The 22,685-nt window shown below is 72.3% G+C and carries 25 protein-coding genes; 10 read left to right on the forward strand and 15 right to left on the reverse strand.

The genetic code is table 11. The features are described 5' to 3' along the window. Nucleotides 1-30: 30 nt before the first annotated feature. The 6 genes from ACF07S_RS27115 to ACF07S_RS27140 form a co-directional block, all read right to left on the reverse strand. Entirely contained in the window at nt 31-549 is a 519-nt protein-coding gene (locus tag ACF07S_RS27115) for a GNAT family N-acetyltransferase (protein WP_391966734.1), read from the reverse strand. After that, the gene (locus ACF07S_RS27120) at nt 546-833 is read right to left on the reverse strand and encodes a hypothetical protein (protein ID WP_391966735.1); all 288 of its coding nucleotides are present in this window, start codon (nt 831-833) and stop codon (nt 546-548) included. Before ACF07S_RS27120 ends, ACF07S_RS27115 begins: the two co-directional genes overlap by 4 nt. Before the next feature lie 388 nt (nt 834-1,221). Next, on the reverse strand, nt 1,222-3,393 hold the full coding sequence (locus ACF07S_RS27125) for an MMPL family transporter (RefSeq protein ID WP_391975356.1): 2,172 nt from the start codon (nt 3,391-3,393) through the stop codon (nt 1,222-1,224). Nucleotides 3,394-3,419: 26 nt separating this feature from the next. Beyond that, nucleotides 3,420-3,968 (reverse strand): TetR/AcrR family transcriptional regulator, encoded by a 549-nt coding sequence (locus tag ACF07S_RS27130; protein WP_391966737.1) that lies wholly within the window; start codon nt 3,966-3,968, stop codon nt 3,420-3,422. A gap of 194 nt (nt 3,969-4,162) precedes the next feature. Next, nucleotides 4,163-5,383: an FAD-dependent monooxygenase gene (locus tag ACF07S_RS27135; protein ID WP_391975357.1), complete on the reverse strand. Its 1,221-nt coding sequence runs from the start codon at nt 5,381-5,383 to the stop codon at nt 4,163-4,165. After that, a complete protein-coding gene (locus ACF07S_RS27140) occupies nt 5,380-6,774 on the reverse strand; it encodes an MFS transporter (RefSeq protein ID WP_391975358.1) in 1,395 nt (464 codons plus the stop codon). The genes ACF07S_RS27135 and ACF07S_RS27140 overlap by 4 nt, the downstream gene beginning before the upstream one ends. A 408-nt stretch (nt 6,775-7,182) precedes the next feature. Here ACF07S_RS27140 and ACF07S_RS27145 point away from each other — a divergent pair, with 408 nt between their 5' ends. Continuing rightward, a complete protein-coding gene (locus ACF07S_RS27145) occupies nt 7,183-7,806 on the forward strand; it encodes a TetR/AcrR family transcriptional regulator (RefSeq protein WP_391966740.1) in 624 nt (207 codons plus the stop codon). 208 nt (nt 7,807-8,014) lie between these two features. On the opposite strand, the gene ACF07S_RS27150 is transcribed toward ACF07S_RS27145, so the two are convergent. After that, on the reverse strand, nt 8,015-8,656 hold the full coding sequence (locus ACF07S_RS27150; protein WP_391975359.1) for a GNAT family N-acetyltransferase: 642 nt from the start codon (nt 8,654-8,656) through the stop codon (nt 8,015-8,017). A 217-nt stretch (nt 8,657-8,873) separates the two neighbouring features. Then, entirely contained in the window at nt 8,874-9,116 is a 243-nt protein-coding gene (locus ACF07S_RS27155; RefSeq protein WP_391966742.1) for a DUF5302 domain-containing protein, read from the reverse strand. A gap of 271 nt (nt 9,117-9,387) precedes the next feature. On the opposite strand from ACF07S_RS27155, the gene ACF07S_RS27160 reads away from it, so the two are divergent. Next, nucleotides 9,388-9,870 carry a GNAT family N-acetyltransferase gene (locus tag ACF07S_RS27160; protein WP_391966743.1) on the forward strand — a complete coding sequence of 161 codons (483 nt, stop codon included), beginning with the start codon at nt 9,388-9,390 and terminating at the stop codon, nt 9,868-9,870. A 267-nt stretch (nt 9,871-10,137) separates the two neighbouring features. Next, nucleotides 10,138-10,851, forward strand: coding sequence for a S1 family peptidase (locus tag ACF07S_RS27165; RefSeq protein ID WP_391975360.1), 714 nt, complete (start codon nt 10,138-10,140; stop codon nt 10,849-10,851). A gap of 214 nt (nt 10,852-11,065) precedes the next feature. Here the strand turns inward: ACF07S_RS27165 and ACF07S_RS27170 are convergent, their stop codons facing one another. Further along, entirely contained in the window at nt 11,066-11,461 is a 396-nt protein-coding gene (locus ACF07S_RS27170) for a hypothetical protein (protein WP_391966745.1), read from the reverse strand. Nucleotides 11,462-11,680: 219 nt separating this feature from the next. Here ACF07S_RS27170 and ACF07S_RS27175 point away from each other — a divergent pair, with 219 nt between their 5' ends. Next, nucleotides 11,681-12,022: a hypothetical protein gene (locus ACF07S_RS27175; RefSeq protein WP_391975361.1), complete on the forward strand. Its 342-nt coding sequence runs from the start codon at nt 11,681-11,683 to the stop codon at nt 12,020-12,022. Between the two features lie 177 nt (nt 12,023-12,199). On the opposite strand, the gene ACF07S_RS27180 is transcribed toward ACF07S_RS27175, so the two are convergent. Continuing rightward, nucleotides 12,200-12,442, reverse strand: coding sequence for a hypothetical protein (locus ACF07S_RS27180; protein ID WP_391966747.1), 243 nt, complete (start codon nt 12,440-12,442; stop codon nt 12,200-12,202). 427 nt (nt 12,443-12,869) lie between these two features. Between ACF07S_RS27180 and ACF07S_RS27185 the strand changes: the two genes are divergently transcribed. From ACF07S_RS27185 to ACF07S_RS27205, 5 genes are all read left to right on the forward strand, one after another. Beyond that, nucleotides 12,870-13,745, forward strand: a complete 876-nt coding sequence (locus ACF07S_RS27185) for an ABC transporter permease (protein ID WP_391966748.1) — start codon at nt 12,870-12,872, stop codon at nt 13,743-13,745. Nucleotides 13,746-13,781: 36 nt separating this feature from the next. After that, nucleotides 13,782-14,834, forward strand: coding sequence for an ABC transporter substrate-binding protein (locus ACF07S_RS27190; protein ID WP_391966749.1), 1,053 nt, complete (start codon nt 13,782-13,784; stop codon nt 14,832-14,834). Further along, nucleotides 14,821-15,639 carry an ABC transporter ATP-binding protein gene (locus ACF07S_RS27195; protein WP_391966750.1) on the forward strand — a complete coding sequence of 273 codons (819 nt, stop codon included), beginning with the start codon at nt 14,821-14,823 and terminating at the stop codon, nt 15,637-15,639. The genes ACF07S_RS27190 and ACF07S_RS27195 overlap by 14 nt, the downstream gene beginning before the upstream one ends. A gap of 26 nt (nt 15,640-15,665) precedes the next feature. Then, on the forward strand, nt 15,666-16,550 hold the full coding sequence (locus tag ACF07S_RS27200) for a TauD/TfdA dioxygenase family protein (RefSeq protein WP_391966751.1): 885 nt from the start codon (nt 15,666-15,668) through the stop codon (nt 16,548-16,550). A 359-nt stretch (nt 16,551-16,909) separates the two neighbouring features. Next, nucleotides 16,910-17,401 carry a hemerythrin domain-containing protein gene (locus tag ACF07S_RS27205; protein WP_391966752.1) on the forward strand — a complete coding sequence of 164 codons (492 nt, stop codon included), beginning with the start codon at nt 16,910-16,912 and terminating at the stop codon, nt 17,399-17,401. A 338-nt stretch (nt 17,402-17,739) separates the two neighbouring features. Here the strand turns inward: ACF07S_RS27205 and ACF07S_RS27210 are convergent, their stop codons facing one another. Beyond that, complete coding sequence (locus ACF07S_RS27210; RefSeq protein ID WP_391966753.1) at nt 17,740-18,393, reverse strand: DUF5701 family protein; 654 nt, start codon at nt 18,391-18,393, stop codon at nt 17,740-17,742. Between the two features lie 106 nt (nt 18,394-18,499). Here ACF07S_RS27210 and ACF07S_RS27215 point away from each other — a divergent pair, with 106 nt between their 5' ends. After that, on the forward strand, nt 18,500-18,694 hold the full coding sequence (locus ACF07S_RS27215) for a hypothetical protein (RefSeq protein ID WP_391975362.1): 195 nt from the start codon (nt 18,500-18,502) through the stop codon (nt 18,692-18,694). 146 nt (nt 18,695-18,840) lie between these two features. Here ACF07S_RS27215 and ACF07S_RS27220 read toward each other — a convergent pair whose 3' ends face one another. From ACF07S_RS27220 to ACF07S_RS27235, 4 genes are all read right to left on the reverse strand, one after another. Then, nucleotides 18,841-19,650, reverse strand: coding sequence for a restriction endonuclease (locus ACF07S_RS27220; protein WP_391975363.1), 810 nt, complete (start codon nt 19,648-19,650; stop codon nt 18,841-18,843). A 257-nt stretch (nt 19,651-19,907) separates the two neighbouring features. Continuing rightward, the gene (locus ACF07S_RS27225) at nt 19,908-20,483 is read right to left on the reverse strand and encodes a hypothetical protein (RefSeq protein WP_391975364.1); all 576 of its coding nucleotides are present in this window, start codon (nt 20,481-20,483) and stop codon (nt 19,908-19,910) included. Continuing rightward, nucleotides 20,480-21,877, reverse strand: a complete 1,398-nt coding sequence (locus ACF07S_RS27230) for a hypothetical protein (RefSeq protein WP_391975365.1) — start codon at nt 21,875-21,877, stop codon at nt 20,480-20,482. The genes ACF07S_RS27225 and ACF07S_RS27230 overlap by 4 nt, the downstream gene beginning before the upstream one ends. Further along, nucleotides 21,874-22,683 carry an ABC transporter ATP-binding protein gene (locus ACF07S_RS27235; protein WP_391975366.1) on the reverse strand — a complete coding sequence of 270 codons (810 nt, stop codon included), beginning with the start codon at nt 22,681-22,683 and terminating at the stop codon, nt 21,874-21,876. The genes ACF07S_RS27230 and ACF07S_RS27235 overlap by 4 nt, the downstream gene beginning before the upstream one ends. Nucleotides 22,684-22,685: the final 2 nt, after the last annotated feature.

The following is a 22,685-nucleotide window of genomic DNA, read 5'->3' on the forward strand; positions in this document are numbered from 1 at the left end:
GCGATGGTGAAGACCTGTGGACCGGTGGAGTCATCGCCCGATACCCCGGCTCCACCGGATCTCACCTTCGTGCCATTCGTCGGTGGGTGTGAGCCCGGCGGCGGTGGCGACGGCGGAGGATGCCCGATGGCCGGGGTGGATGTGGGCGATGACGGTCCGCACCCGCTGTCGGCAGAGCCAGTCCACGAGTCCTCGGGCCGCTTCGCCGGCGATGCCCCTTCCCTGCCACGGGGTCCCCACCACCCAGGCGACCTCGGCCACGGCCCCGTGGCCGGAGAAGCCGATCGTCGCCTGGACAGTGCCCGTCAGGCAGGCTTCGCCGCGGAGCCGGATCACCCAGTTCAGCCAGGAGACTGCCGGGTCGGGTGAGCCCGCGGTCAGGCGTCGGTAGCGCGAGCGCAGGGCCTGCGGGGTGTCCGGAGCGCCGCCGGTGAAGGTGTGCAGGGCCGGATCGGACAGCACCGCGGCCATCTCCCCGGCGTGCTCGACGCGAAGCGGCAGCAGGTCCAGCCTCCCGGTGCCGATGGCCTGGGCCGCGAGGGTGCTCACGCCGCGACCGCCTCGGGGCGTTCGAGGAGCCGGTCGCGTTCGAAGCGAACCTGCGTGCGGAGGTGACCGCGGGGATCCCTGCGCGAGGGATCCCGCCGGTCCGCCTCCCGTTCGCGCTCGGAGGCCGCGCGTACCCCGGAGACCGCGCCGTCATCGGCCAGGGCGAGCAGGTTCTCGTGCCGGGCGGCCGCGCAGTGGCGGTCCCGCGCCCGGGGATCGCTCCCGCCGTGACCGCGAGCCTCCAGCAGCAGGCACCGGTCGATGTCATAGACCTGGTGAGACACCGCTCCCCGCGGTAACCGGGCCAGGCCGGACAACGCAGGACCACCACCTGGAGCACGGGGACGCACGGGCCGGTCGGCAGGGACGGCAGCGATCCGGCCGCCCTCGCCGCCGGGACGGTCCGGACAGCCGGGCAGGTCATGCAAGCGGCGCTCCGCCATCCGTCCTCCCCCGATGTCATCCCTCATGGCCTCACCCTGTCACGAAGGCCCCGCGCCTCACAGAGCGGTGACCACCCCGTCCCCGGCAAAGCGCGCACGGCGGCGTACGGGGCCGGGTCCGCCCCCGGGGCGGGCGGAGAGTGTGAGGAGAGCGGAGGAACGGAAAAGGACGGGACCGCGGTGCGGGTCCCGTCCTCCGGGGTGAGATCCGGTCCGGCCGGTGCGCGGGTCAGACCGGGACGGGAGCCTCCTCCCGCGTCTCCGCGGCCAGCCGCCGGTTCAGCTTCTCGCCCTCGATGTCGAGGTCGGGCAGGACCTTGTCGACGGGCCCGGGCAGCCACCAGGCGGCACGGCCGAGCAGCGACATCACCGCCGGGACCAGCACCATGCGGACGACGAAGGCGTCGATGACCACGCCGACGGCGAGGGCGAACCCGATGGACTTGATGATCGGGTCGTCCATCAGGACGAAGCCTGCGAACACGGACGTCATGATGAGCGCGGCGGCCGTGACGACGCGGGCGTTGTGGCCCATGCCGCTGACCATGGCAGCCTGCGGGTCGGCACCGTGGACGAAGTCCTCGCGCATGCGGGAGACGAGGAAGACCTCGTAGTCCATGGCGAGTCCGAACAGGATGCCGATGAGCAGGATCGGCAGGAAGCTCACCAGCGGGCCGGGGGTGTCAACGCCCACCAGGCCGGCGAGGTGGCCCTCCTGGAAGATGGCGACGGTGACGCCGAAGGTCGCGCCCACGGTGAGCAGGAAGCCCAGGGCTGCCTTCAGCGGTACCAGGACCGACCGGAAGACCAGCATGAGCAGCAGGACGGACAGGCCCACCACCAGGAGCAGATACACCGGCAGGGCGTCGCCGAGCTTCTCCGAGACATCGATGCCCAGGGCGGTCGCGCCGGTGAGGGCGATGTCGGCGCCCCCGATGTCCGCGACCCGGTCGCGGATGTCGTGGACGGCGTCCTCGGTGGCGGCGGCGGTCGGGCCGGCCTCGGGGATGATGGCCAGCAGGGCGGTGGTGCCCTGCTCGTTCAGCTGCGGCGGGGCCACGGCCAGGATGCCGTCGGTGGCCTCGATGAGGGCGGTGGCCTTCTCGGCGGCCGCCCCGGTGGACTGTGCGTCCTCACCGTTGACGACGGCGATGAGACGGCCGTTGAAGCCCTCGCCGAAGCCCTCGGACGTCAGGTCGTACGCCTCGCGGGCGGGGGAACCCTCGGCGGCGGTGCCCGCGTCCGGCAGGGCTATGCGCATGTCCTGGGCCGGGAGGGCGAGCGCGCCCAGTCCGAGGATGCCGACGACCAGGAGCGGGACGCGCAGCTTGGTGACGAGCCGGCCCCAGGTGAAGCCGAAGCCCTCGGCGGCGGTGGTGCCGTCCTCGGCGGTGTGCCCGTCCGCGTGGCGCTGCTTGCGCGGCAGGATCTTCCTGCCGGCGAAGGAGAGGAAGGCCGGCAGCAGGGTGAGGGCGACCAGCACGGCGACGGCGACGGTGCCCGCCGCGGCCAGGCCCATCACGCTCAGGAACGGGATGCCGACGACGGAGAGACCGGCCAGGGCGATGACGACGGTGGCACCGGCGAAGACGACGGCGGAGCCGGCGGTACCGGTCGCGCGGCCGGCGGCCTCCTCGGGCTGGAGTCCCCCGGCGAGGTACTGGCGGTAGCGGGAGGTGATGAAGAGCGAGTAGTCGATGCCGACGGCCAGGCCCAGCATCAGCGCCAGGACGGGGGCGGTGGAGGTCAGTTCGATGACACCGGTCAGGGAGAAGAGGCCGGCCATGCCGACCGCGACACCGATCAGCGCGTTCAGCAGGGTCATGCCGGCGGCGACCAGTGAGCCGAAGGTGACGACCAGGACCACCGCGGCGACCAGGACGCCGAGCGCCTCGGTGGAGCCGATCTCCACCTCACCGCCCATCACCTCGCCGCCGTGCTCGAGCCGGAGACCCTCGACGTCGGCGCCGACGGCCTCGTAGGCCGCCTTCTGCTCGTCGGTGACTTCGTCGGCGGCCTCCTCGAACTGCACCTGGATCAGGGCGTAGCGGCCGTCCTGGGAGACGGAGCCGGTCCGGAACGGGTCCATGGCGGCGGTGACGCCGTCGATCCCGGAGGCTTCCTTCACCACGGGTGCCACCGCGGCGGGGTCCAGTTTCTCGCCCTCGGGCGCGGCGACGACGATGGTACCGGTGGCTCCGCCGGCCTGCGGGAACTGCCGGTCGAGGTCGTCCAGCGCCCGCTGGGACTCGGTGCCCGGCATGGAGAACTTGTCGCTGGTCGGGCCCATGAGGGTGGCGGCTCCGACACCCAGCAGGGTCAGCAGGAGCAGCCAGACCGCGGCTATTCGGCCCCTTCTGCGGAAGGAGAACCGCCCGAGCCGGTACAGCAAGGTCGCCATGGAGAAAGGGTCTTTCCGTTAGGGGGTCAACTGGGGGTGTGGTCAAGCGTCCGCAGCGCACTGCGGATCATTTCGGCGCGCAACACCTCGTCCGGCGCCACCTCGTCATCGGCGGCACCGGTGATGAAGACGGCGCCCAGCACCATCCACGCCGCCACCCGGGCCGGTGCCTGCTGCGAGCGGCCGGCCAGCGCGTCCAGGAGCCCGTCCGCCAGCTCCATGACGTTGAGGTCCTGGTGGCAGGACATCTCGGCGACGTCTTCGAAGAGGAGCCGGATCTCGCGGCGGAACCCCAGCGTCAGGTCGACGTATCCGACGACGGTCTCCTCCACCAGCCGGCCGCCCTCCAGTCCGGCCACGCGGTCCAGCAGCGTGGCGAGGGCGTCCCGGGCCGGGGTCAGCAGCTCGGTGAGGATCTTTTCCTTGCCGGCGAAGTGGTAGAGGAGTGACGCCTTCGAGCAGCCCGCGTCGGAGGCGATGTCCTGCAACGAGGTGCCGCGGAAGCCGTGCACGGCGAACAGCCGCAGTGCCGACTCCAGGATCTGACCGCGCAGGGCGGAGGCGGATCGTGCCATGCCTCCACCATAACTGTCCGATCGGTCAGTCCTGACCGATCGGACAGCGAGTTGCTGTGGCCTGCATCACCGCCCTGCCCGGTGCCCGTACGGCACACACGGCCGGTTCCGCCGGCTCGCGCGCGGACGTGCCGCCTTCCGGAGAGCGCGGCGACGGCCACGGGTCCGCGACCACCGGCGGCGCGCGTCCGGAGTCACCTCATGGGCATGAATTCGGGCAGGGTGAGGGCCGAGTGGGCCGGTCGTCCCTCCGTGGAGGGCATGGTGCCGAGATTGCGCAGCATGTCATTGCGCCGTTCCAGCGCCCGGGCGGTGGTGGGGAAGAGTGCGGCGTCGCCCGCGCCGACCTGCTCCTGGTTCACGGTCACGAACTCACGGGTGCCGTGTTCGTAGGCCGCGAAGCCGGCAGCGGCGTCCCGGTCGGCCAGGGAACCGGCGAGCATGTACGCACCGACGAGCGCGAGGCTGGAGCCTTGTCCGGTGAGGAACGAGGGCGCGTACGCGGCGTCGCCCACCAACGCGACCCTGCCGCTGGACCAGCGAGGCATGCGGATCTGGCTGACCACGTCGACGAACAGGTCGTTCGCGTCGCGCATGGCGGCGATCATGCCCGGGACCTCCCAGCCCGCGTCGGCGAAGACCGCCGCGACCAGGTCCCGTTTGGCTTCCGGCTTACGGAACGCGTCGAACGGTGGTTCCGGCCGGGCGAAGTTCAGGAAGGCGTGCACCGTGGCGCTGTCCTCCACGGCGTAGAGAGCCGCGGCCCTGCCCGGGGTGTTCCACATCATGATCTCGTGGGAGAGGCCGAACGTGTTGCGCATGGTGAACCCGGCGAAGCAGTACCCGAGGTACCGGTGGAACTTCTCCTCGGGGCCGAACAGCAACTCCCGGGTACGTGAGTGCAGACCGTCCGCGCCGAACACCATGTCGAACGAACGCCTGCCGCCCCCGCGGAAGGTGACGTCGACCCCGTGGTCGTACTGGTCGAGGGTGTCGATGGAGTCGCCGAACAGGAATTCCACGTCGTCACGGACCGCCGCGTGAAGAGCGTCGGTCAGATCCCCGCGCCGCACCTCGATGTCCCGTCCCGCGACACCGCCGGCGACGGTGTGCGGATCGACCGAGGCCACCTCGCTGCCGTCCTCGTCGAGGAAGGTGATCCGACGCGAGTCGATCTGCGCATCCTGCAGCTGCGGCAGGATCCCCATCCTCCGGACGACCTCGAGTGCGGTGCCGCGCACGTCGACGGGGTAACCACCGCTGCGCGGGGTGTCCGCCTTCTCCACCACCGTGACTGCGTATCCGCAGCGGTTCAGCCAGAACGCGAGGGCGGAACCCGCTGTACCGGCCCCCGACACCAGGACCTTGCGCCTCGGCGTGGTAGGGACATCCGTCAACGGATCGGTGGGACTCATGCCTTGACTCCTTTGCTCATGCTGCGGACGACAAGCAGGGACAGTGCTGTGACGGCGCCCGCAAGGACGAAGCCGGTACCGAAGGCCGATTCGGCCGGGTCCTCCGTCCCGGGGCGGGTGCCGGCGGTGAGGACGGCGCCGCTGACCTGTACGCCTGCGGCGAAGCCGATCACGCGAGTCACCAGGACCAGGCCCGTGGCGGTGCCGGTGTCGCCGTGATCGACGGCGGTGGCGGTCCTGACGACCATCGCCGTGATGCAGACACCACTGGCCAGGGCGATCAGCGCCTTGCCGACGACGAGGTGCCAGACCTCGGTGTGCAGGAACGCCAGGGCGACCAGCGTGGCCGTCATGACGCCGACTCCGGCCGTGACGACTGCACGTGAGCCGAAACGACGCGACGCCGCCCCGCCGAGCGGGCCGCTGATCGCCGCCGCGACGGTGCTGGGCAGCAGGTACCGTCCGATGTCGGTGGAGCCGGCCCCGAAGCCGTACCCGTCGGCGGACACCGCGAACAGCTGCGGAACGAGATAGGTCGCCACCGAGGTACCCGCGCAGACGGCGAACGTGATCACGTAGGAGCTCCACATCGCAGGCTTCGCCAGCAGGCGCAGATCGACCATCGGCGAGGGTGACCGGCGTTCGACGAAGACCCACCCGGTCACGAGGAGGGCCAGGAGCACGACGAGGGCGCCGAGCGCGAGTGGTCGGCCGCCGGCGCTGGGCACCATCGAGAGCCCGGACATGAGCGTCAGCAGAACACCGCTCAGGAGAACCAGGCCGGGCCAGTCGATCCTGGCGTCCGACCGGGCCGGCGGATCGTTCGGCACCAGCCCGTGGACGAACAGGGTCGCCACGACGATCGCCATCGTCGGTATCGCGAACATCCAGTGCCGGGACAGCCCTTCCGCGACGGGCCCGGCCATCAGCGTGCCCAGCATGCCGCCGCCGACGAACAGCCCGCTGACCGCCCCGATGGCCACGTGGGACTGTCCCGTCGGGAGGTGCTTGCGTACCAGGATGAACGACAGCGGCATCGCGCCCACCATCGCGCCCTCGAGTACCTGACCGAGCAACAGCACCGGCAGGTTCGGCGCCAGTGAGGACACCAGACCACCAGCCGAGACCACCGCCATCAGCCGGAGCATGACCCGTTTGCCGCCGTAGCGGTCACCGAGGTTGCCCGCGACGGGCGTGACGAGAGCACCGGTGATGAGCATCGTGATGCTGAGCAGTGCCCCTTGGGCGGGACTCATCGACAATTCGCGTTGCAACAGCGGGAGTGTCGGTGTCACCACCGACTCCAGGGCCCCGGTGGCGGCTGCCAGCACGCCGAGAGCCCCTACGGCGGCCTTCCCGATGCGGACCGGGGGAGCCAGGATCGTGGTCATGGACGTCCTTTCCTTCGTTGCCGGGCGGGTGAGGGTCCGGCCGCGCGCGTAGCGCTGCCGCCTCGCCGGACCGGCGCGGGGACGACGGCCGTTCACGCGGGGCGCGGCGTGCGTGATGCTGTGCGGACCGGACCGAGGCCGTCCGGCGGGCAGGTGAACCCCGGGAAGCCGTGCCCGAGGTGGCCGCGCCGGGCGGAGCGGGTGTACGCGTGCGGCACGGGTCATGACCTCAACTCGCGTGCACTGCTCACCACTTGGCGGAGAACAGGGCACGGGGTCACGCGGGTGACCTCCGGATCCCGGTCTCCCCCACCACCGTGATGGCCACTCCCGGGGCGTGACCTCAAGCCGACCTCCCCACCAAGAAATACACTACACCGTGCAGTGTAGCCAGGTTAGGATACGGCCATGCCGACCACGAAGACCCTGCGCGAAGGATCCACGCAGAAGCGGGCCGCCATCCTTTCCGCTGCCCGGGAACTGTTCCTCGCCGACGGCTTCGACCGGACCAGCGTCGACGCGGTCGCCGCCCGGGCCGGGGTGTCCAAGCGGACGGTCTACGACTACTTCGGCGACAAGCAGACGCTGCTGCAAGCAACCGTCGACGCCGTCGGCCGGTCGCTGATCACCACGATCCGGCGCATCCTCGACGACACCCTCACCGGCCTCACCGAAGCCGCCGACCTCGAGGACGCCCTGGTCACGTTCTCGATGCGCATCTCGACCGACATGCTCGACTCGGCGGAGTACGCGACGCTGCAACGACTGGTCCGGGCGAGATCCGGCCACCTGCCGGAGAACTCCATGGCCGACACCCCCGAGGAGGCGCTCGCCGAGCGGTTCGCCGCCTTCGCCGTCGCGGGACTGCTCGACGTTCCCGACGCCCGGCTCGCGGCCGACCAGTTCATCGCGCTGACCTTCACGGTCGCGCTCACCAGGTTCGGTTCCGCCAATGCCGCGGAGGACACCCGCGTCCGGCCGCTCATCGTCGAGGGGGTACGGACCTTCCTCCGGGCGTACCGGGCCACGTAGGGCTGGGGCGGCGTGAACGGACCCGTGCGCCGCCGGCCCGCGCCGGCCGGCAGCGGTCCGGACACTCCGGGGCCCGGCGAAGCCGGCTTCGACCACGAACCGGTGCACGAACCGCCCCGCACCACGTCCGGCTCACGCGCCGACAACTCACGGGCCGTCTCGTGCGGCTCCTCGCCGTGGAAGGTCCGGGACCACGACGGAGTGGGCCTCAGTTCCGCAGGGCGCCGGTCAGCGGAGCCAGCACCTGCCACCCCGCCGCTCCGTACAGGGCCCGGCCTTCCGGCGTCGCGACCAACACGCCCTCTGTCGCGCCCTGTCCGGCGCCGGCGTCGGCGAGCGCGTGCATCACCAGGCGTCCCAGGCCACGGCGTTGATGAGCCGGGTCGGTCTCGACCTGGTCGACGACCGCGGTGGGGCCTGCGACGGCGATCTGCCCGCGCGCGGCGAAGGCCCCGTCGGTGGTGCGCACCAGGGCACGAGTGACGCCGGCCCGGGTCCAGGTGCGCAACCGGTAGCCGTCGGCCGTCTCGGGTGGGACCTCGGAGCGGGCGGCGTCCAGCGGGACGGACATCAGGAAGCCGGGTCCTCCGGCGAGAGACCATCCAGGCCCGAGCCAGGGCTCGAGCACCTCTGGGGACATGGGCGCCTTCAGCCATACGCCGGGCGCGGTGGCGTCCTCAGTGATCTTGCGGATGACCGCTTCGTCGGCGGTGGTCAGCACGTGGCGTACGACATGCCCGGGCAGGCCGACGTCAACGGTGAATCCCCAGGCGGTAGGGGTGGGGTCGGCCGTGCCGCGCGAAACGGTCCAGCCGCAGACCCACGCTCGCACGGCCTCGGCCGTGTTCATGAAAGGCTGAACACCCCCTGGATACAGGTGATGACCCGGCCGGAGGAGTGGAATCCGGCGCCGGCCCAACACGTCGGTGGAGCCACCGCCCTGCCCAGCACCCGCCAGGGAAGGCAGAACGGTCCGCCGACCCTGTCGGCGGACCGTCACGCAAGGACTGCACGGCCTCGCCGGAGAAACCGGAGGAGCCGGTCGCCTCTGTACTCGCGGCCTGAACTCAGCCGCCGCTCTTGCGCCGGAACGACCGCTGGCTCGACGCCGGGCCGTGCGCGCCACGGATCTTCGACGCGTCGGTGTTCGCAGCGAGGGCCGCGGCCTGCGCCTGCTTGTCCCGCTTGCGCGCCAAGGCCTCCCGGAACTTGCCCTTCAGGTCGTACTGGCCGTCCTCCTCGGGCGCCAGGGCACGGCTCTCGGTGTCAGCCGTCTTCGAACCCTCTTGCGATGAAGACTCTGCAGTCATGGTGACCTCCTGAGGTCGGGCAGTGGAAGCACAGCTTGTCATGCCGGGCACTACGCGCGCCGCCCATATCCGGCGGCGCCCCGAAGCGTGAGCACGGACCGGCCGGCGCTGCGGCCCGGCGGCATCCGGCGTCGGCTGCCGCCGGCGACGCGGCCGCGCGGGCGACGGGGTCGTTCCGCCGGCCACGCCGGGCGACGTGGGCCGGTCGACGACGGCGTCCGGTTCCGGTGCCCGCCGACCCGGTTGTCTCCCTGCGCGTAACATTCCGCACATGCAGTCGAGTATTACACACACGCGTGGCGAGATCGCCGTACGACGAGCCGTCGCCCGGGACGCCAAGCGGCTCACCCGACTCGTGCGCGGCTCGCGCGCCTACGAGGGCCGGTACGCGGCGATGGTCGCGGACTACCGCGTCGGACCCGACTACATCGAAGCCCATCGTGTCTTCGCGGCCGTCGACACCGACGACGCCGCGGGCCGGGTGCTCGGTTTCTACTCGCTGGTCCTCGTACCGCCGGAGCTGGACCTGCTCTTCGTCGAGGACGGGGCGCAGGGCCGCGGCATCGGGAGACTGCTCGTCGGGCACATGAGGTCCGAGGCGCGCGCGGCGGGGCTGGACCGTGTCCGGGTGGTGTCGCACCCTCCGGCCGAGGGCTTCTACCGCAGCGTGGGCGCGCTGTTCACCGGGACCGCCTCCGCGAACCCACCCGCGGTGGCGTGGGACCGGCCCGAGCTGGAGTTCGTGATTGCCTGACCGGGCGGATCCTCCCCACATCTGCTCGGACCAGCGTCCGTCCCAGGGGTCCGGCTTCGCCCGGCATGGCTCGGCGCCGCCCTTCGGGCCACCCGGCGGGTCCGTCCGGGGTGGTGCACGCGCCCGGCCGGCGCCTCCGCCCCGCGACCGTCGCCGCGATCCGCGAGCCCGCGGCCCCGTCCACGCGCTCCGTGGTTGGCGGCTTTCGGCCTGACCGTCCGGGTCGGGGAGATTCACAATGGCAGGAACATGCCACAGGAGGCCGCCGTGAGTCCCTCGCGCTCCGACAGACCCCTTCGAACCGTCGTCCGGGCCGTCGTCGTACTGGCGCTGCTCCTCGGCTGGTCCGCCGCCATCGGACCGGCCGCCCACCCCGCGGAGCGAGCGGGGCGAGCGGCGGCCGTCACGGTGCGCGGGGGCGACACCCTCTACAGCACCGGCACCCGCTGCACCGTGGGCTTCAACGCCCGTTCCGGCTCCGCGCTGTACGCGCTCGTTCCGGGCCGGTGCGCCCAGGGCGCCCGTACCTGGTACGCCGACGCCGCCCTGACCGTCGGCGTCGGCGTCACCGCAGGAGTCGGTTTCCCGGACGGCGACTACGCGAGCGTCCGGTACACCAATACGGCGGTCGCCTACCCGGGCGAGGTGTCGCTGGGGGGCGGCAGCGGTACCCGCGACATCACCCACGCGGCGAATCCCACTGTCGGGCAGTCGGTCTGCCACGTCGGACGGACCACCGGACACCGCTGCGGGACCGTCCAGGCCGTGAACCTCACCATCGACCACGGCGGGGGAACCGTCCACAGAGTGTTCCGGTCCACCATCTGCTCCGAGCCCGGGGACACCGGCGGTCCGGCCTTCTCGGGCGGCACGGCTCTCGGCATCATCGTCGCCGGCAGTGGGAACTGCGGCTCAGGAGGTTTCACCTACTACCAGTTGGTGACGGAGTGGCTGTCGGCGTCCGGCCTGAGCATCTACTGAGACGGCCGGACCGGCCGATCACGCGAAGCTCCCGCCCGGGACGGTCGGGCCGTCCGGTCCGGCCACGACGCGCAGCAGGACCGCCTCGGCCCGATCCGGCGGGAGGGCGGCGATCGGGTCGAGCGCGGAGTACCGGCCATGGCTGGTGCGGGATGTGTCCAGACGTCTCGGATGCCCGTTCCCCGCCCGCGCGGGGGTTACCACTGGAGGGTCCTCACAGACCCGCGTGCTCCAGCAGGAGCGCCAGATCACCCTCCTTCACCCGGGTGACCCCTTGCGGGTGCCGGTTGGACAGGGCGTGCAGCGGGACGGGGTCGCGATGCAGCCGGCGAGTCGCCGCCCGGTCCAGCGTCGCCACGAACCGCCACGGCTGGCGGGGGTTTCCGGCCACCTCGTACGGCTCGTCCTCGATCTCGGCCACCGCGGCGATCTCCCGTACCGGCGCGGCGAAGTAGATCCACAGGCGGTCGCCCGGGGCCATGCGCCGCCACCTGGACAGGCACCACTCCTGGCGGGGCGCGGTCTCGGCGCGTTGCAGCATGCGGTCCTTGCCGGAGGAGCCGCCGTCCGGGCCCGTCTCCGCGGGTTTCACGATGAACAGCCAGTCCACGGATGTTCCTTTCCCTCTCGCGTGTCCTTACCCGGGCCGCCCCGGCGCGGGTCCCCTGTGTGCTGCCCGGTACGGAAGCGGTCATACCGGGCCGGTGCAGACGCCCTCCACCGGGTCCGGGGCGCCGGTGGCCGGGCCCCGGCCGGCAGCGTCCGCGGTGGAGGGAGCATCGGTCCGCGTAGGCCCGCCGTCGCCGGTGGGGACGGAGGAGGGCGGAGCATGGGGATCGCGCCGATCGGCGTCCGGCTCGCCGCACGGACGTCGGAGGACGCGGGTGAGGGGTTCCTGTACTCCTGGCCGGTGCCCGGCGACGAACGGCGCGGCGGGATGCTGTTCACCCCGGCGGAACGCGTTCTCCGGGAGTGCGACGAGACGGGAGCCGTCCCGGCGGACGGCATGGAGATCCGCTTCGGAGTCTCCGGGGAGGAGTGGACGCGCAGACGGGCCCGTTGGGAGGGCGGCCGGGAGTGGCGGGCGATGGTGACGGCGGCCTACGGCGTCCGGAGGGAGTTCCGGACGCACGGGGAGCCACCGCAGCGGGCCCACCGCCCCTTCCGCTGAAAGCCCCTTCGAATCACCCGACACCGACCGCGACCGCCACGAAGGTCGCGACGCCGTGTGGAGCGGCCTCCCGGACCGGTCCCGGGGCAACCGCCGGCATTACGGCGGCGATGCGCTCCCGGCGACAGCCGGCCACGGCCCCCTCCGCTGCTTTCGGCCGGGTCGGCCGTTGCTCCGTCAGGTCTGTTCGGCCTGTGCGCTCGCCGTGCCCCCGGCGCGGTCCGCCGAGCGGCGCGCCCCGGCCTCCCACAGGCACCAGGTCGACCACAGCAGCAGAACGAGGAAGGCGGCGAGCAGGCCGAGAAGCATGACCGTCTGGCGTGCCGACCCCTCGCCCTGGACCATGGCCAGCAACAGGCAGAAGGCCCAGGCGGCCACACCGCCCGCGTACACGGCCCTGAGCTGCCGCAACTGACTCATTTCATTCATCGTCGTCCTCCCGGGCGATTCCGTCACGCACTGCCCTGCCGGTACCCCCGTTACGCGACTTCACCGCGTGCACGGGCGTCCGGCTCCCGGCTCCGGGAACCACCGTTCCAATCGGTGGACACCTCTTGGCGAGGAGTCGGGGCTGCGGTAGAAAAGTGCCATGATTCCCGAGCCCTTGGTGCGACGCCTGGTCATCGACCTGTGCCGACGCGCGGGCTCGTGTTGTTGTTGTTGACGCGGACTTCCTGACGCGCCCCCCGTCCGGTGATGCCACCCGGCCGGGGCCGTTCCCCCTCCCCTGACGCCGGTGGCGCAGGGGGCGAACCCGTCTTCTTCCAGTACCACTACCGCTCGGGGTCGGCTGCCCCTGCCGGTCGACGGCAACTGCCGATGTCCCTGCGTCCCCGGAGGACGCCACATGTCCGCAATTCCTGGTCCGTCCGAACTCGACACCTCGGTGACGCCCGGCGGCGCACGGCCCGAGAACCGCCCGCCGACGGGGAGGGCGTGGGTGCGCGTGCGCCATGCCGCGCTGCCGCTCGGCTCGCTGCTGCTGTTCCTCCTCCTGTGGCAGCTACTGGCTGCGAGCGGGACGTGGAGCGACACACTCGTTCCGCCACCGGCCAAGGTGTGGGACGCGTTCGTCACCGTGTCCACCACCCATGACGGCGTGCGGGGATACAACGGCACCACCCTCGTGGAGCACTTGGGCATCAGCCTGCGCCGCATCGCGATCGGAGCCTGCGCCGGCATCGCGCTCGGGGTGCTGTTCGGCCTGCTCATGGGTACCGTCGGCTGGCTGCGCTCGCTGTTCGAACCCTGGATCACCTTCCTGCGGACGCTGCCGCCACTGGCGTACTTCTCACTGCTCGTCATCTGGCTGGGCATCAACGAGGAGCCGAAGATCACCCTGTTGGCCGTGGCGGCGTTCCCGCCCGTGGCGGTCTCCACCACCACCGCCGTCGCCGCCGTACCCGAGAGCCTGATCGAGGCGGCCCGGGCACTGGGCGGGTCGCGGTGGGACGTCGTCAGGGACGTCGTCGTGCCGTCCGCCCTGCCGGAGACGCTCACCGGGGTGCGGCTCGCCGTCGGTGTGGCCTACTCCTCCCTGGTCGCCGCCGAGTTGGTCAACGGACTGCCCGGCATCGGCGGCATGGTCAAGGACGCCGCCAACTACAACAACACCCCCGTCGTGCTCGTCGGCATCATCGCCATCGGCGTCTCCGGTCTGATCATCGACGGCCTGCTGCTACGGCTGGAACGCGCGGTCGTTCCCTGGCGCGGTCGCGCGTAGAACCCCCACTCCCCTTTGCACAGAAACGGCTCCGCCATGTCCCGAGTACCCCAAGGCCCGTCCCGCCGTCTCCTCCTCGCCGGCGCCCTGGCCGCCGTCTCCGCGGCCGTCACCGGCTGCTCCTCCGACAGCGAGGCCTCCACATCCGGCGGCTCGAAACGGCTGCGCATCGGCTACTTCGCCTTCCCCAGCGGGGACTTGCTCGTGAAGAACAAGAAGCTGCTGGAAAAGGCGCTGCCCGACCACGAGATCACCTGGATCAGATTCGACTCCGGTGCCAGCGTCAACCAGGCCTTCCTGGGCAAGTCCCTCGACATCGCCGCCCTCGGCTCCAGCCCGTTCGCCCGCGGAGTGTCCGGCAGTTCGCCGATCCCGTACAAGGTCGCCTGGATCCTCGACGTCGCCGGGGAGAACGAGGCCCTGGTGGTACGCAAGGACACCGGTGTCCCGGACGTCGCCGGCCTCAAGGGCAGGACGATCGGCACGCCGTTCGCCTCCACCTCGCACTACAGCCTACTGGCCGCGCTGGCGGCGGCCGGGCTCAAGGCGTCCGACGTGAAGCTCGTCGACCTGCAGCCGCAGGCCATCCTCGCCGCCTGGCAGCGCGGCGACATCGACGCCGCCTACGTCTGGCTGCCGACCCTGGACGAGCTGCGCAGGACCGGCACCCAGCTCACCAGCAGCAAGGAGATCGGCGGGGCGGGCAAACCCACCCTCGACCTCGCCGTCGTCTCGGACGACCTGATCGCCAAGGACCCGCAGGCCATCGCCGCCTGGCGCAAGGCGGAGGCCGAAGCCCTGCGCCTGCTCAGGTCCGACCCCGACGGCTCGGTCAAGGCCGTCGCGGCCGAACTCGGCATCAGCGCCGCGGACGCCGGGGCGCAGCTGAAGCAGGGCGTGTTCCTCACCCCGGAGCAGGTGGCCTCGGCCGAATGGCTCGGTACCGACGGCAGCCCGGGCAAGCTCCTCACCTACGTCACCGACACCGGTCGGTTCCTGGCGGACCAGAAGCAGATCGACGCCGCACCGTCCGAGGACGCCGTCCGCAAGGCCTTCTACCTCGAAGGGCTGTCCGATGCCGTCAAGTGAGCTCACCGGCATCCGGCAGGAGGCGGACGCCGAGCGTGCCGGGTCCGTCCGCCTCGACCGCGTCACCCACCGGTACGGCCGGGGAGGCGAGACCTTCACCGCCGTCGGCCCGGTCGACCTGACCGTGCCGGCCGGGGAGTTCCTGGTCCTGGTCGGCGCCTCCGGCTGCGGCAAGAGCACTCTGCTGCGGCTGATCGCCGGGTTCGAACGGCCCACGAAGGGATCGGTGCGGGTGTCCGGGGCCGAGCCACGGCCCGGCGGGGCGGCCGGCGTGGTGTTCCAGACGCCGCGGCTGTTCCCGTGGCGGACCGTGCGCGGCAACATCGACCTGGCCCTGCGGTACGCGGGGGTGCACCGCGCGCGGTGGCCCGGGCGCCGCGCGGAGCTGCTGGCCCGGGTCGGCCTGGAAGGCACCGAGAAGCGGCGCGTCTGGGAGATCTCCGGTGGCCAGCAGCAACGTGTCGCCATCGCCCGGGCGCTCGCCGCCGACAACCCGCTCCTGCTCCTCGACGAGCCGTTCGCGGCACTGGACGCGCTGACCCGGGAACGGCTCCAGGAGGACGTCCGCCGGGTGACCGACCGGACCGGGCGGACCACGGTGTTCGTGACGCACTCGGCGGACGAGGCGGTCTTCCTCGGTTCCCGCATCGTCGTGCTGTCCAGGAGCCCGGGAACCGTCGCCCTGGACCTGCCGATCACCCTGCCCCGCGGCGACATCGACGCCGAAGAGCTGCGCGGTTCCCGGGAGTTCGCCGAACTGCGCGCGCACGTCTCCCACGCCGTCAAGGCCGCCGCAGCGGCCTGACTCCCACCCACGCGAAAGGACACACCATGAGCATCCTCAGCGAGCGGCCCGCCACGGCGACGCTGCCGGTCACCGAACTCGGTCCCCACTTCGGCGCCGAGATCCACGGCATCGACCTCGGCCGCCTCGACGACGACCAGGTCCTCGCCCTGCGCGAGGCACTGGTCAGGTACAAGGTGCTGTTCGTGCGCGGCCAACACGGTCTCGACGACGCCGCGCAGATCGACTTCGGCAGGCGCCTGGGCGAAGTCACCGTGGGGCATCCCGTCCACGACTCCGGAGACGTGGCGCCCGAGGTGTACTCCCTGGACAGTCAGGACAACGGATTCGCCGACGTGTGGCACACCGACGTGACGTTCGTGCGCCGGCCACCGGCGATCTCCGTGCTGCGGGCCGTGGTGCTGCCGCCCAACGGCGGCGACACCAACTGGGCCGACAGCCAGCTCGCCTACGAGTCCCTGTCGCCGGGCCTGCGGGCGTACGTCGACACGCTGACCGCCGTTCACGACGGCACCCGCGAGTTCGGTTACTACCTGGCCCAGCGTCGGCAGGGCCGGGGCAATCTGTGGGAGGGCGAGGTGTTCACCCAGTTGGCGCCGGTGGAGCACCCGGTGGTGCGGGTGCACCCCGAGAGCGGCCGCAAGGGCCTGTTCGTGAACCCCGGTTTCACCTCGCACATCGTGGGCGTCTCGGAGCACGAGAGCCGCGGCATCCTCGACATCCTGTACGCCCACCTCACCAAGCCCGAGCACGTCGTGCGGCACCGGTGGCAGCCGGGTGACGTCGCACTGTGGGACAACCGCAGCACCGCCCACTACGCCAACCGCGACTACGGCGACCAGCACCGTGTCATGCACCGCATCACACTGCGCGGGGACGTCCCCGTCGGCCCCGCCACCGCTGTCCGCTGACCCGCGCGTGGAACCCGGCGGCGGCCTCCTCGCCGCCGGGTTCCACGTTCACCCGGGCTCTTCGTCCGCCGGTGCGCCCCACCGGACGCCGGTCGGTGCGGCGGACACGCGTGCCGGGAACCGGGATGCCGGCCCTGCCGGATCCTCGGGCGGGAGGAAGCACCGCGCGGGGCCGCCGGGCGGGCGTACGCGGGAGGGGAACAGCGTCTGCCCCGTACCGCCTCCGAGGGGCCGGGCCGGGGGACCGCTACCGTGTCGGACGCCGTCGGTGACCGGCACGAAGGTGGGGGCACTCAATCCGGCGGAAGCGGGCAATCGGTAGTGGCACGTTTCTCTCGCACACAAGGAGTACACGTTCCATGGCCGAGACACAGGACGTCGTCGAGCTGATCCTCCAGGACCACCGGCGCATGGAGGACCTCTTCCGCCGGATGCGCAGCGTCGAGGCCGACCGGGCGGCCGCGTTGCAGGAGTTCGCGCACCTGCTGATCGCACACGCGCTGGCCGAGGAGACCGAGGTCTACCCCGCCCTCAAGCGGTACAAGAACATCGACGACGAAGAGGTCGAGCACGGCGAGGAAGAACACGACGAGGGCAACAAGGCCCTTCTGGAGCTGCTCGAGGTCCGGGAGGTCGGGTCCGAGGAGTGGGACTCGAAACTGGAGGCACTCGTGGAGGCCGTCACCCACCACGCCGACGAGGAGGAGCGGACCATCCTCAACGGGGCACGGGAGAACGTGGCGATGCGGCGGCGGGAGGAACTGGGCACTGCGTTCCTGGAGGAGCGCGAGCGCCGGCTGAAGGCCGACTGCGGTTCCGTGGACAACGTGCGCCGGATCGTCGAGTCCTGATCCGCGGTCGGTGCGGAGGGGCACACCGGGACCGCGCCGCCATCGGCGGGCGACCCGGCCGTGCGCTCCCGGCATCGGCCGCCCGTCCCGAAGATCGGCGGCCCCGGGCGATCGTGTTCCTGGGCGCGGACCGGTCAGCGCGTCGAGGCGCATGCCGCAGGACCCACCGGGAGCGGTGGGCCCTGCGGTGGCGCGGTGTGTCCTACGGCCGTGCCCGGCGTCACCGTCGGAGAGAACGGCGAGCAGCCGCAGCGGTCCGCGCCGCCCGCGCCGTGGCGGCGCCGACGGCGCGAACCGGCCGCAGGAGGGGATCGTCCGCACCGCTCCGTGCGTGTCCGTCAGTCTCCGCGGTGCGCGGCGGAGGCGAAGCCCAGCCAGGTGTGGCGATTGCCCCACCAGCACCAGCCGACCTTCGGGGCGTCGCGCCTCTCGCGGCCGTCCCGGCCGGTGCCGTTGCTGATCCAGATCGCGGGGGTACGGGCGTCGTACGTGCCGTTCGGCTTGCGCAGCCGGGAGCCGATGGTCATGAAGCAGCGGTTGCGCTCGAGGACTGCCGGCTGCTGGAGCACCCAGTGGATGCCTTCGGTGAGCAGCAGCGGGGTGCGGTCCTCCTCGGTGAGCGCGGGCAGTGCCTCCTCCGGGCTCCAGTTGGCCATGTGGTCGCCCCGGTCGACGCCGGTGACCAGGTGGAGCGGGCCGGCGGGCAGGTCGATCCCGTGGGGTGTGAAGCGGTCGACGTCGGGCATGTCGGTGACGACGAAGCCGGGCTTGTCGCGATGGCGGAGCAGCGGGGCGAGGACCGAGGCGGGAACGCGGTCGGGGTGGACGGCCAGCAGGGTGCCACCGCTCTCGTCCCGGTGCTGCTCGGCGAAGGCGCGGACTTCCTCGGCCGGTATCCCGGCGCGCGTGTGCAGTCCCAGCTCGATCAGGCGCTCTCCCTGGGCTGGCAGTGGCGGCATCGGCGGGACGGTGACGGGCTGGGTGTCGGGCAACGCGTGCTCCTCGTTGGGGCGGACCGGGCTGGATCCGTGCGGGCCGGGGGCGTACCGGCTGAGGTGGGCCGTCGGCCGGGACACGGGGGCGCGCCCGGGTGACACCGTGACGAGCCGCGATCTCACCGTCCGCACGGCCGCCGGTCTGCTCGGCGCCGTCCACCGCATCCTCTTCCAGCGTATCCAGTACCTCACCCTCGCGGGGCGGACTGACGAGGAGATCGAGGCGATCGTCGCGCCGGAGGCGACCCGCGCCTTCGACCTGCTGGAACCGTCCCTCGGAAGCTTCTGCAACTCCTGACCCGGGAGCCCGCCGAGGACACGGACAGTTCCGCCGACCTCCCCGGGCGCATGGGCGAGGTCGAATTCGACGGGCCCGCGGCGCCGCGTCCCCAGGTCAACGAACGGCGGGCGGTCCGTTCTCCGTGGTGAGCACGTCGCCCGGGCTCAGCCGGCCGCGGACGCCGCCTCCCACGGCCGCGGTCCCACGCCGTCCTGCCAGCGCAGGAGTTCACGGCCCTCCACGCACACGATGCCGCACTGCTCGGCGTACTCGAGCGCGGGAGCGGTGAAGTCGCTGGTGGTGACCATGACGGCGACATCGGCCCCGTGAACGGTGAAACACGTACCGCCGAACCGCTGCATGTCCTGGGAACCCACTCGGTTGCCCTCGCAGTACCGCTTGCACTGGATGACGACCAGGCGCCCGTCCGGCGTCCTCGCCACGACGTCGGCGCCCAGGTCGCCGGCCCCGCCCACGACCTCCACGTCGAGGCAGCCGTCGCGTCGGCACAGTTCGGCTACCGCCTGCTCGAACTCGGCCGGGTCCAGGGCCTCGTAGCCGATCCCGGCGACGTCCGCGGACACCTCGTTCACGGGTCCGGGGAGGGGGGCGGTCCGTGCGTCCACGGGGCCGGCCGCAGGAGCAGGCGGAGCGGCGGAAGGCGGCCGGGCGGTGTCGAGTGCCTCGACCGCCGTCTCCGTGGCCTCGTCCAGGGCTTTCGCGGCGTGGCGGGCGAGCCTCGCCGCCGGTATCCGGCGCCTTCTGCGGAAGGCGGCCACGAGAGCGCCGACGCCCACGAGGACGAGCGCGACGGCCCAGGCGGGGCGCCGTTCGGCGGCGGCCGTCACGGTGCGGACGACCGTGCCCGCCGATGTCAGGATGACGGCGAGAAGGACGAAGTACAGGGCCGTCGAGCGGAGTTCGAAGCGGCGGGAGCGGCGCACGGGACGCGGCGCACGGGCGGGTACGGTCATGGTGATGCTTCCCCTCCTGAGATCGTCAAAGAAGATCCAAGAGGCGTCTGCCCAGGTACGGAGGTTCTATCGAGCCGGTGCCACCGCCCGTGCCGCCGTGCCCGGGCGCCGTCGACGAGTCCCGTGCCACCGCGCCGGCCGCGTCACCGCGCCGAGAACCGCCGTGACCCGGACGGCTCCCGCGTGCGCTTGACCGGCCCTCCGCGACCGCAGGGCCGCTCGCCCCGTGACCGGGTCGGCGGGAGGGCCCGTACCGGCTACCGTCTCGGTCCCGCGACGGCGTAGGCCGCGGTGCCGGCGACCGTGAGGGCCAGGGCCGTCCAGGTGCCCGCCGCCGTGCCGGGCGGCAGCAGCATCCAGGTCGCCACCTGCATCGGCACACTCGTCGGGGGCGGGGCGAAGAACGCGAACGAGAGCCAGGCGAACGGCGGCGTCCACGCGTACGGTCCGCCCGACAGCGCCGCGCCCAGGGCGGCCAGCCCCATCAGGCCCGCGCTGTCCCTGACGACGAACGCGGTGGTGGCCAGGTCCGCGCCCATGGTCTGCACCGCCAGCAGCACCGTGCCGACCACCGCGCCGGCGAGCAGTACGTGCGCCGCTCTGCGGGGCACCCAGCGGATCGCGGCCGTCCGGTCCAGCGCGAGGTCCTGCCCGCCCAGCCCGGTCGAGGCCGCCATGACCCCCGCGGCGAGGACGAGCACGGGCAGCCGCGGATCACCGGGTTCCCCGCCCCCGTCCCGGGCGAGTGCCCCTACCGCCACGGCGCTGATCACCACCGCGGCGAGCGAGGCCGGCACCCGACGCGCACGCGCGTACAGGATCACCCCTCTCACCGGGACGCACCGCCGTTCAGCGCGTCGAACGCGTCGCCCTCGCAGGAGAGCGCGGCGGCGCGCATCGCGTTGATCCGCGCGAGCTGCTCGGCCCGGGGCAGCGCCGTGAGCTCCTTCCACACCGGGCGGCTCTCGGCGTCGACCTCGCGGCGCCAACTCGCCGGCTCCGTGCCGCGAAGCGGCCTGAGGTCCCCGAGGACCCAGCCCACCGCGACGGTCTGCGCGAACGTGTCCCGCCCCACGCTGGTCCAGCCGACGGGGGAACACCCCGGCACCATGCCCTGGGCGACGAGGGCCCGGGTCAGTTCCTCGCCCTGGGCCGCGGCGATGATCTCGTCGTCGAAGTCGAAGAGAACGGTCGTGCGGGACCACTGCGGCACGGCGCCATCGGGCAGTACGGCGGTGTTCTCCCGGACCGAGACCGGTGCCCGGTCGCCCAGGGCGCCGCGCAGCAGGCGCAGCGCCTCCTTGCCGGGACCCGCCACGTCGGCGAGTCGCTCCTGGTGCGTCTTGGCCACGCACACCGGGCCGTCGCACACCGGCTCCGCGGCGGCCTCGTCGACGACGTACATCCGGCGCGGGTCGGAGGGGAGGACGAGCAGGGCGATCACCGCGCCCGCCAGGACGGGCGTCAGGGCGGCCAGCCGGGCGCGCGAGGTCGCGGCGACCAGCAGCGCGAAGCCGGTCGCGGCCATGCCGAGCAGCCAGATCGTCTGCCCGACGTGCACGGGGGCGGAGAGCGTGACGAGCACGTCGCGCACCTCCTGCACGGCCGGTGAGAGCAGGGAGATGCGCTTCGGTTCCGTGCTCGGGACGCCGGCCGCCGTGGTCGTCCTCGTCCGGCCCAACGACATGTGCATGAGGGCCGTGAACACGAAGGCGCCCATGGCCAGCGCGGGCGGGGTGAGCGCCGACGGCAGGGCCCGCCCGGCCCCCATGCCCAGTACGGAACCCGCGACCAGGAAGAACGCCCCCACCAGCGAGACCGGCAGCCAACCGAGATGCGTGTACTCGGTGTTGCCGAGCACCTGGACCGCGCCCACGAGGACGAGGAGCGCGAAGGCCGAGGCCAGCGAGAGCGCCGTCGTGCCCGTCAGCGCGGCCGCGCGGTGCCAGGCGGGCCTCGATGTGCTCGTCAGCAGCTCGGACATCCTCGAGCGGTGGTCGCGCAGGCCCTGCAGCGCCCCGAGCCCCACGGCGAGCGGCCACAGGTAGAACAGCAGGGAGCGGGTCCACAGGGCCATGGACGTCCACTGGCCCGTCCACGTCGCGGTGCCCCTCCACCACGGGCCGGAGATCAGGTACAGGAACCCCAGCGCGGCCGCCAGGAGCGCGGCCCCGGCCCACGGTGCGAGGGAACGCCTCAGCTCGATGCTCAGGACACGGGTGTTCACCAGTTCCCCCTTCCCTGCTCGGGGCCCTGCAGCAGCGCCGAGTAGCCGCGCTCCAGCGGGCTGTCGCCCACGTGCTCGGGGCCGCCCGCCGCGGCCAGCTCGTCCGGGGTGCCCTGGAAGACCAGCCGGCCCTCGGCGAAGAGCACCACGTCGCTGCAGGCGGCGGCGACGTCCTCCACCAGGTGGGTCGAGACGACCACGCAGGTGTCCGTACCCAGTTGCTGCAGCAGTTCGCGGAACCGCAGCCGCTGCGCCGGGTCCAGGCCGACCGTCGGCTCGTCCAGCAGCAGGACCGACGGGTCGTTGACGATGGCCTGGGCGATGCCCGCCCGCCGCACCATGCCGCCGGACAGGGCCTTCATCCGCTCGTCGGCGCGGTCCGCCAGGCCCACCCGCTCCACGGCGCGCTGGACCGCCGCGGGGATGTCCGCCTTGGGCACCTCCTTCAGCCAGGCCATGTACTCGACGAACTCGCGCACCGTGAAGCGCTTGTAGTAGCCGAACTCCTGCGGCAGGTAGCCGATCCGGCGGCGCAGCGCACGGTGCTCGCCCACGCCGCCCACAGCCGTGCCGAGCAGCTCCAGGGTGCCTCCGGCGGGACGCAGTACGGTGGCCAGCGCCCGGATGAGGGTGGTCTTGCCCGCCCCGTTGGGGCCGAGCAGACCGTGCACGCCGGTTCCCAGCGACAGGTCGAGCCCGTCGACGGCCATGCGTTTCCTGCTGGCCCTGACCTTCAGGGCGGTGGCCCGGATCTGCCAGGCGTAGGCCGTCGGTGCGATGTCGGCCGCGCTCATCGCGGGCGTCATAG

The sequence above is a fragment of the Streptomyces sp. NPDC016640 genome, from assembly GCF_043076215.1.
Lineage (GTDB): Bacteria > Actinomycetota > Actinomycetes > Streptomycetales > Streptomycetaceae > Streptomyces.

Excerpts from the sequence above, each read along its gene's own strand:
- ACF07S_RS27125 (WP_391975356.1), bottom strand. The coding sequence starts at position 3,393 with ATGGCGACCTTGCTGTACCGGCTCGGGCGGTTCTCCTTCCGCAGAAGG.
- ACF07S_RS27130 (WP_391966737.1), bottom strand. The coding sequence starts at position 3,968 with ATGGCACGATCCGCCTCCGCCCTGCGCGGTCAGATCCTGGAGTCGGCA.
- ACF07S_RS27135 (WP_391975357.1), bottom strand. The coding sequence starts at position 5,383 with ATGAGTCCCACCGATCCGTTGACGGATGTCCCTACCACGCCGAGGCGC.
- ACF07S_RS27140 (WP_391975358.1), bottom strand. The coding sequence starts at position 6,774 with ATGACCACGATCCTGGCTCCCCCGGTCCGCATCGGGAAGGCCGCCGTA.
- ACF07S_RS27145 (WP_391966740.1), top strand. The coding sequence starts at position 7,183 with ATGCCGACCACGAAGACCCTGCGCGAAGGATCCACGCAGAAGCGGGCC.
- ACF07S_RS27150 (WP_391975359.1), bottom strand. The coding sequence starts at position 8,656 with ATGAACACGGCCGAGGCCGTGCGAGCGTGGGTCTGCGGCTGGACCGTT.
- ACF07S_RS27155 (WP_391966742.1), bottom strand. The coding sequence starts at position 9,116 with ATGACTGCAGAGTCTTCATCGCAAGAGGGTTCGAAGACGGCTGACACC.
- ACF07S_RS27160 (WP_391966743.1), top strand. The coding sequence starts at position 9,388 with ATGCAGTCGAGTATTACACACACGCGTGGCGAGATCGCCGTACGACGA.
- ACF07S_RS27175 (WP_391975361.1), top strand. The coding sequence starts at position 11,681 with ATGGGGATCGCGCCGATCGGCGTCCGGCTCGCCGCACGGACGTCGGAG.
- ACF07S_RS27180 (WP_391966747.1), bottom strand. The coding sequence starts at position 12,442 with ATGAGTCAGTTGCGGCAGCTCAGGGCCGTGTACGCGGGCGGTGTGGCC.
- ACF07S_RS27185 (WP_391966748.1), top strand. The coding sequence starts at position 12,870 with ATGTCCGCAATTCCTGGTCCGTCCGAACTCGACACCTCGGTGACGCCC.
- ACF07S_RS27190 (WP_391966749.1), top strand. The coding sequence starts at position 13,782 with ATGTCCCGAGTACCCCAAGGCCCGTCCCGCCGTCTCCTCCTCGCCGGC.
- ACF07S_RS27195 (WP_391966750.1), top strand. The coding sequence starts at position 14,821 with ATGCCGTCAAGTGAGCTCACCGGCATCCGGCAGGAGGCGGACGCCGAG.
- ACF07S_RS27200 (WP_391966751.1), top strand. The coding sequence starts at position 15,666 with ATGAGCATCCTCAGCGAGCGGCCCGCCACGGCGACGCTGCCGGTCACC.
- ACF07S_RS27205 (WP_391966752.1), top strand. The coding sequence starts at position 16,910 with ATGGCCGAGACACAGGACGTCGTCGAGCTGATCCTCCAGGACCACCGG.
- ACF07S_RS27220 (WP_391975363.1), bottom strand. The coding sequence starts at position 19,650 with ATGACCGTACCCGCCCGTGCGCCGCGTCCCGTGCGCCGCTCCCGCCGC.
- ACF07S_RS27235 (WP_391975366.1), bottom strand. The coding sequence starts at position 22,683 with ATGACGCCCGCGATGAGCGCGGCCGACATCGCACCGACGGCCTACGCC.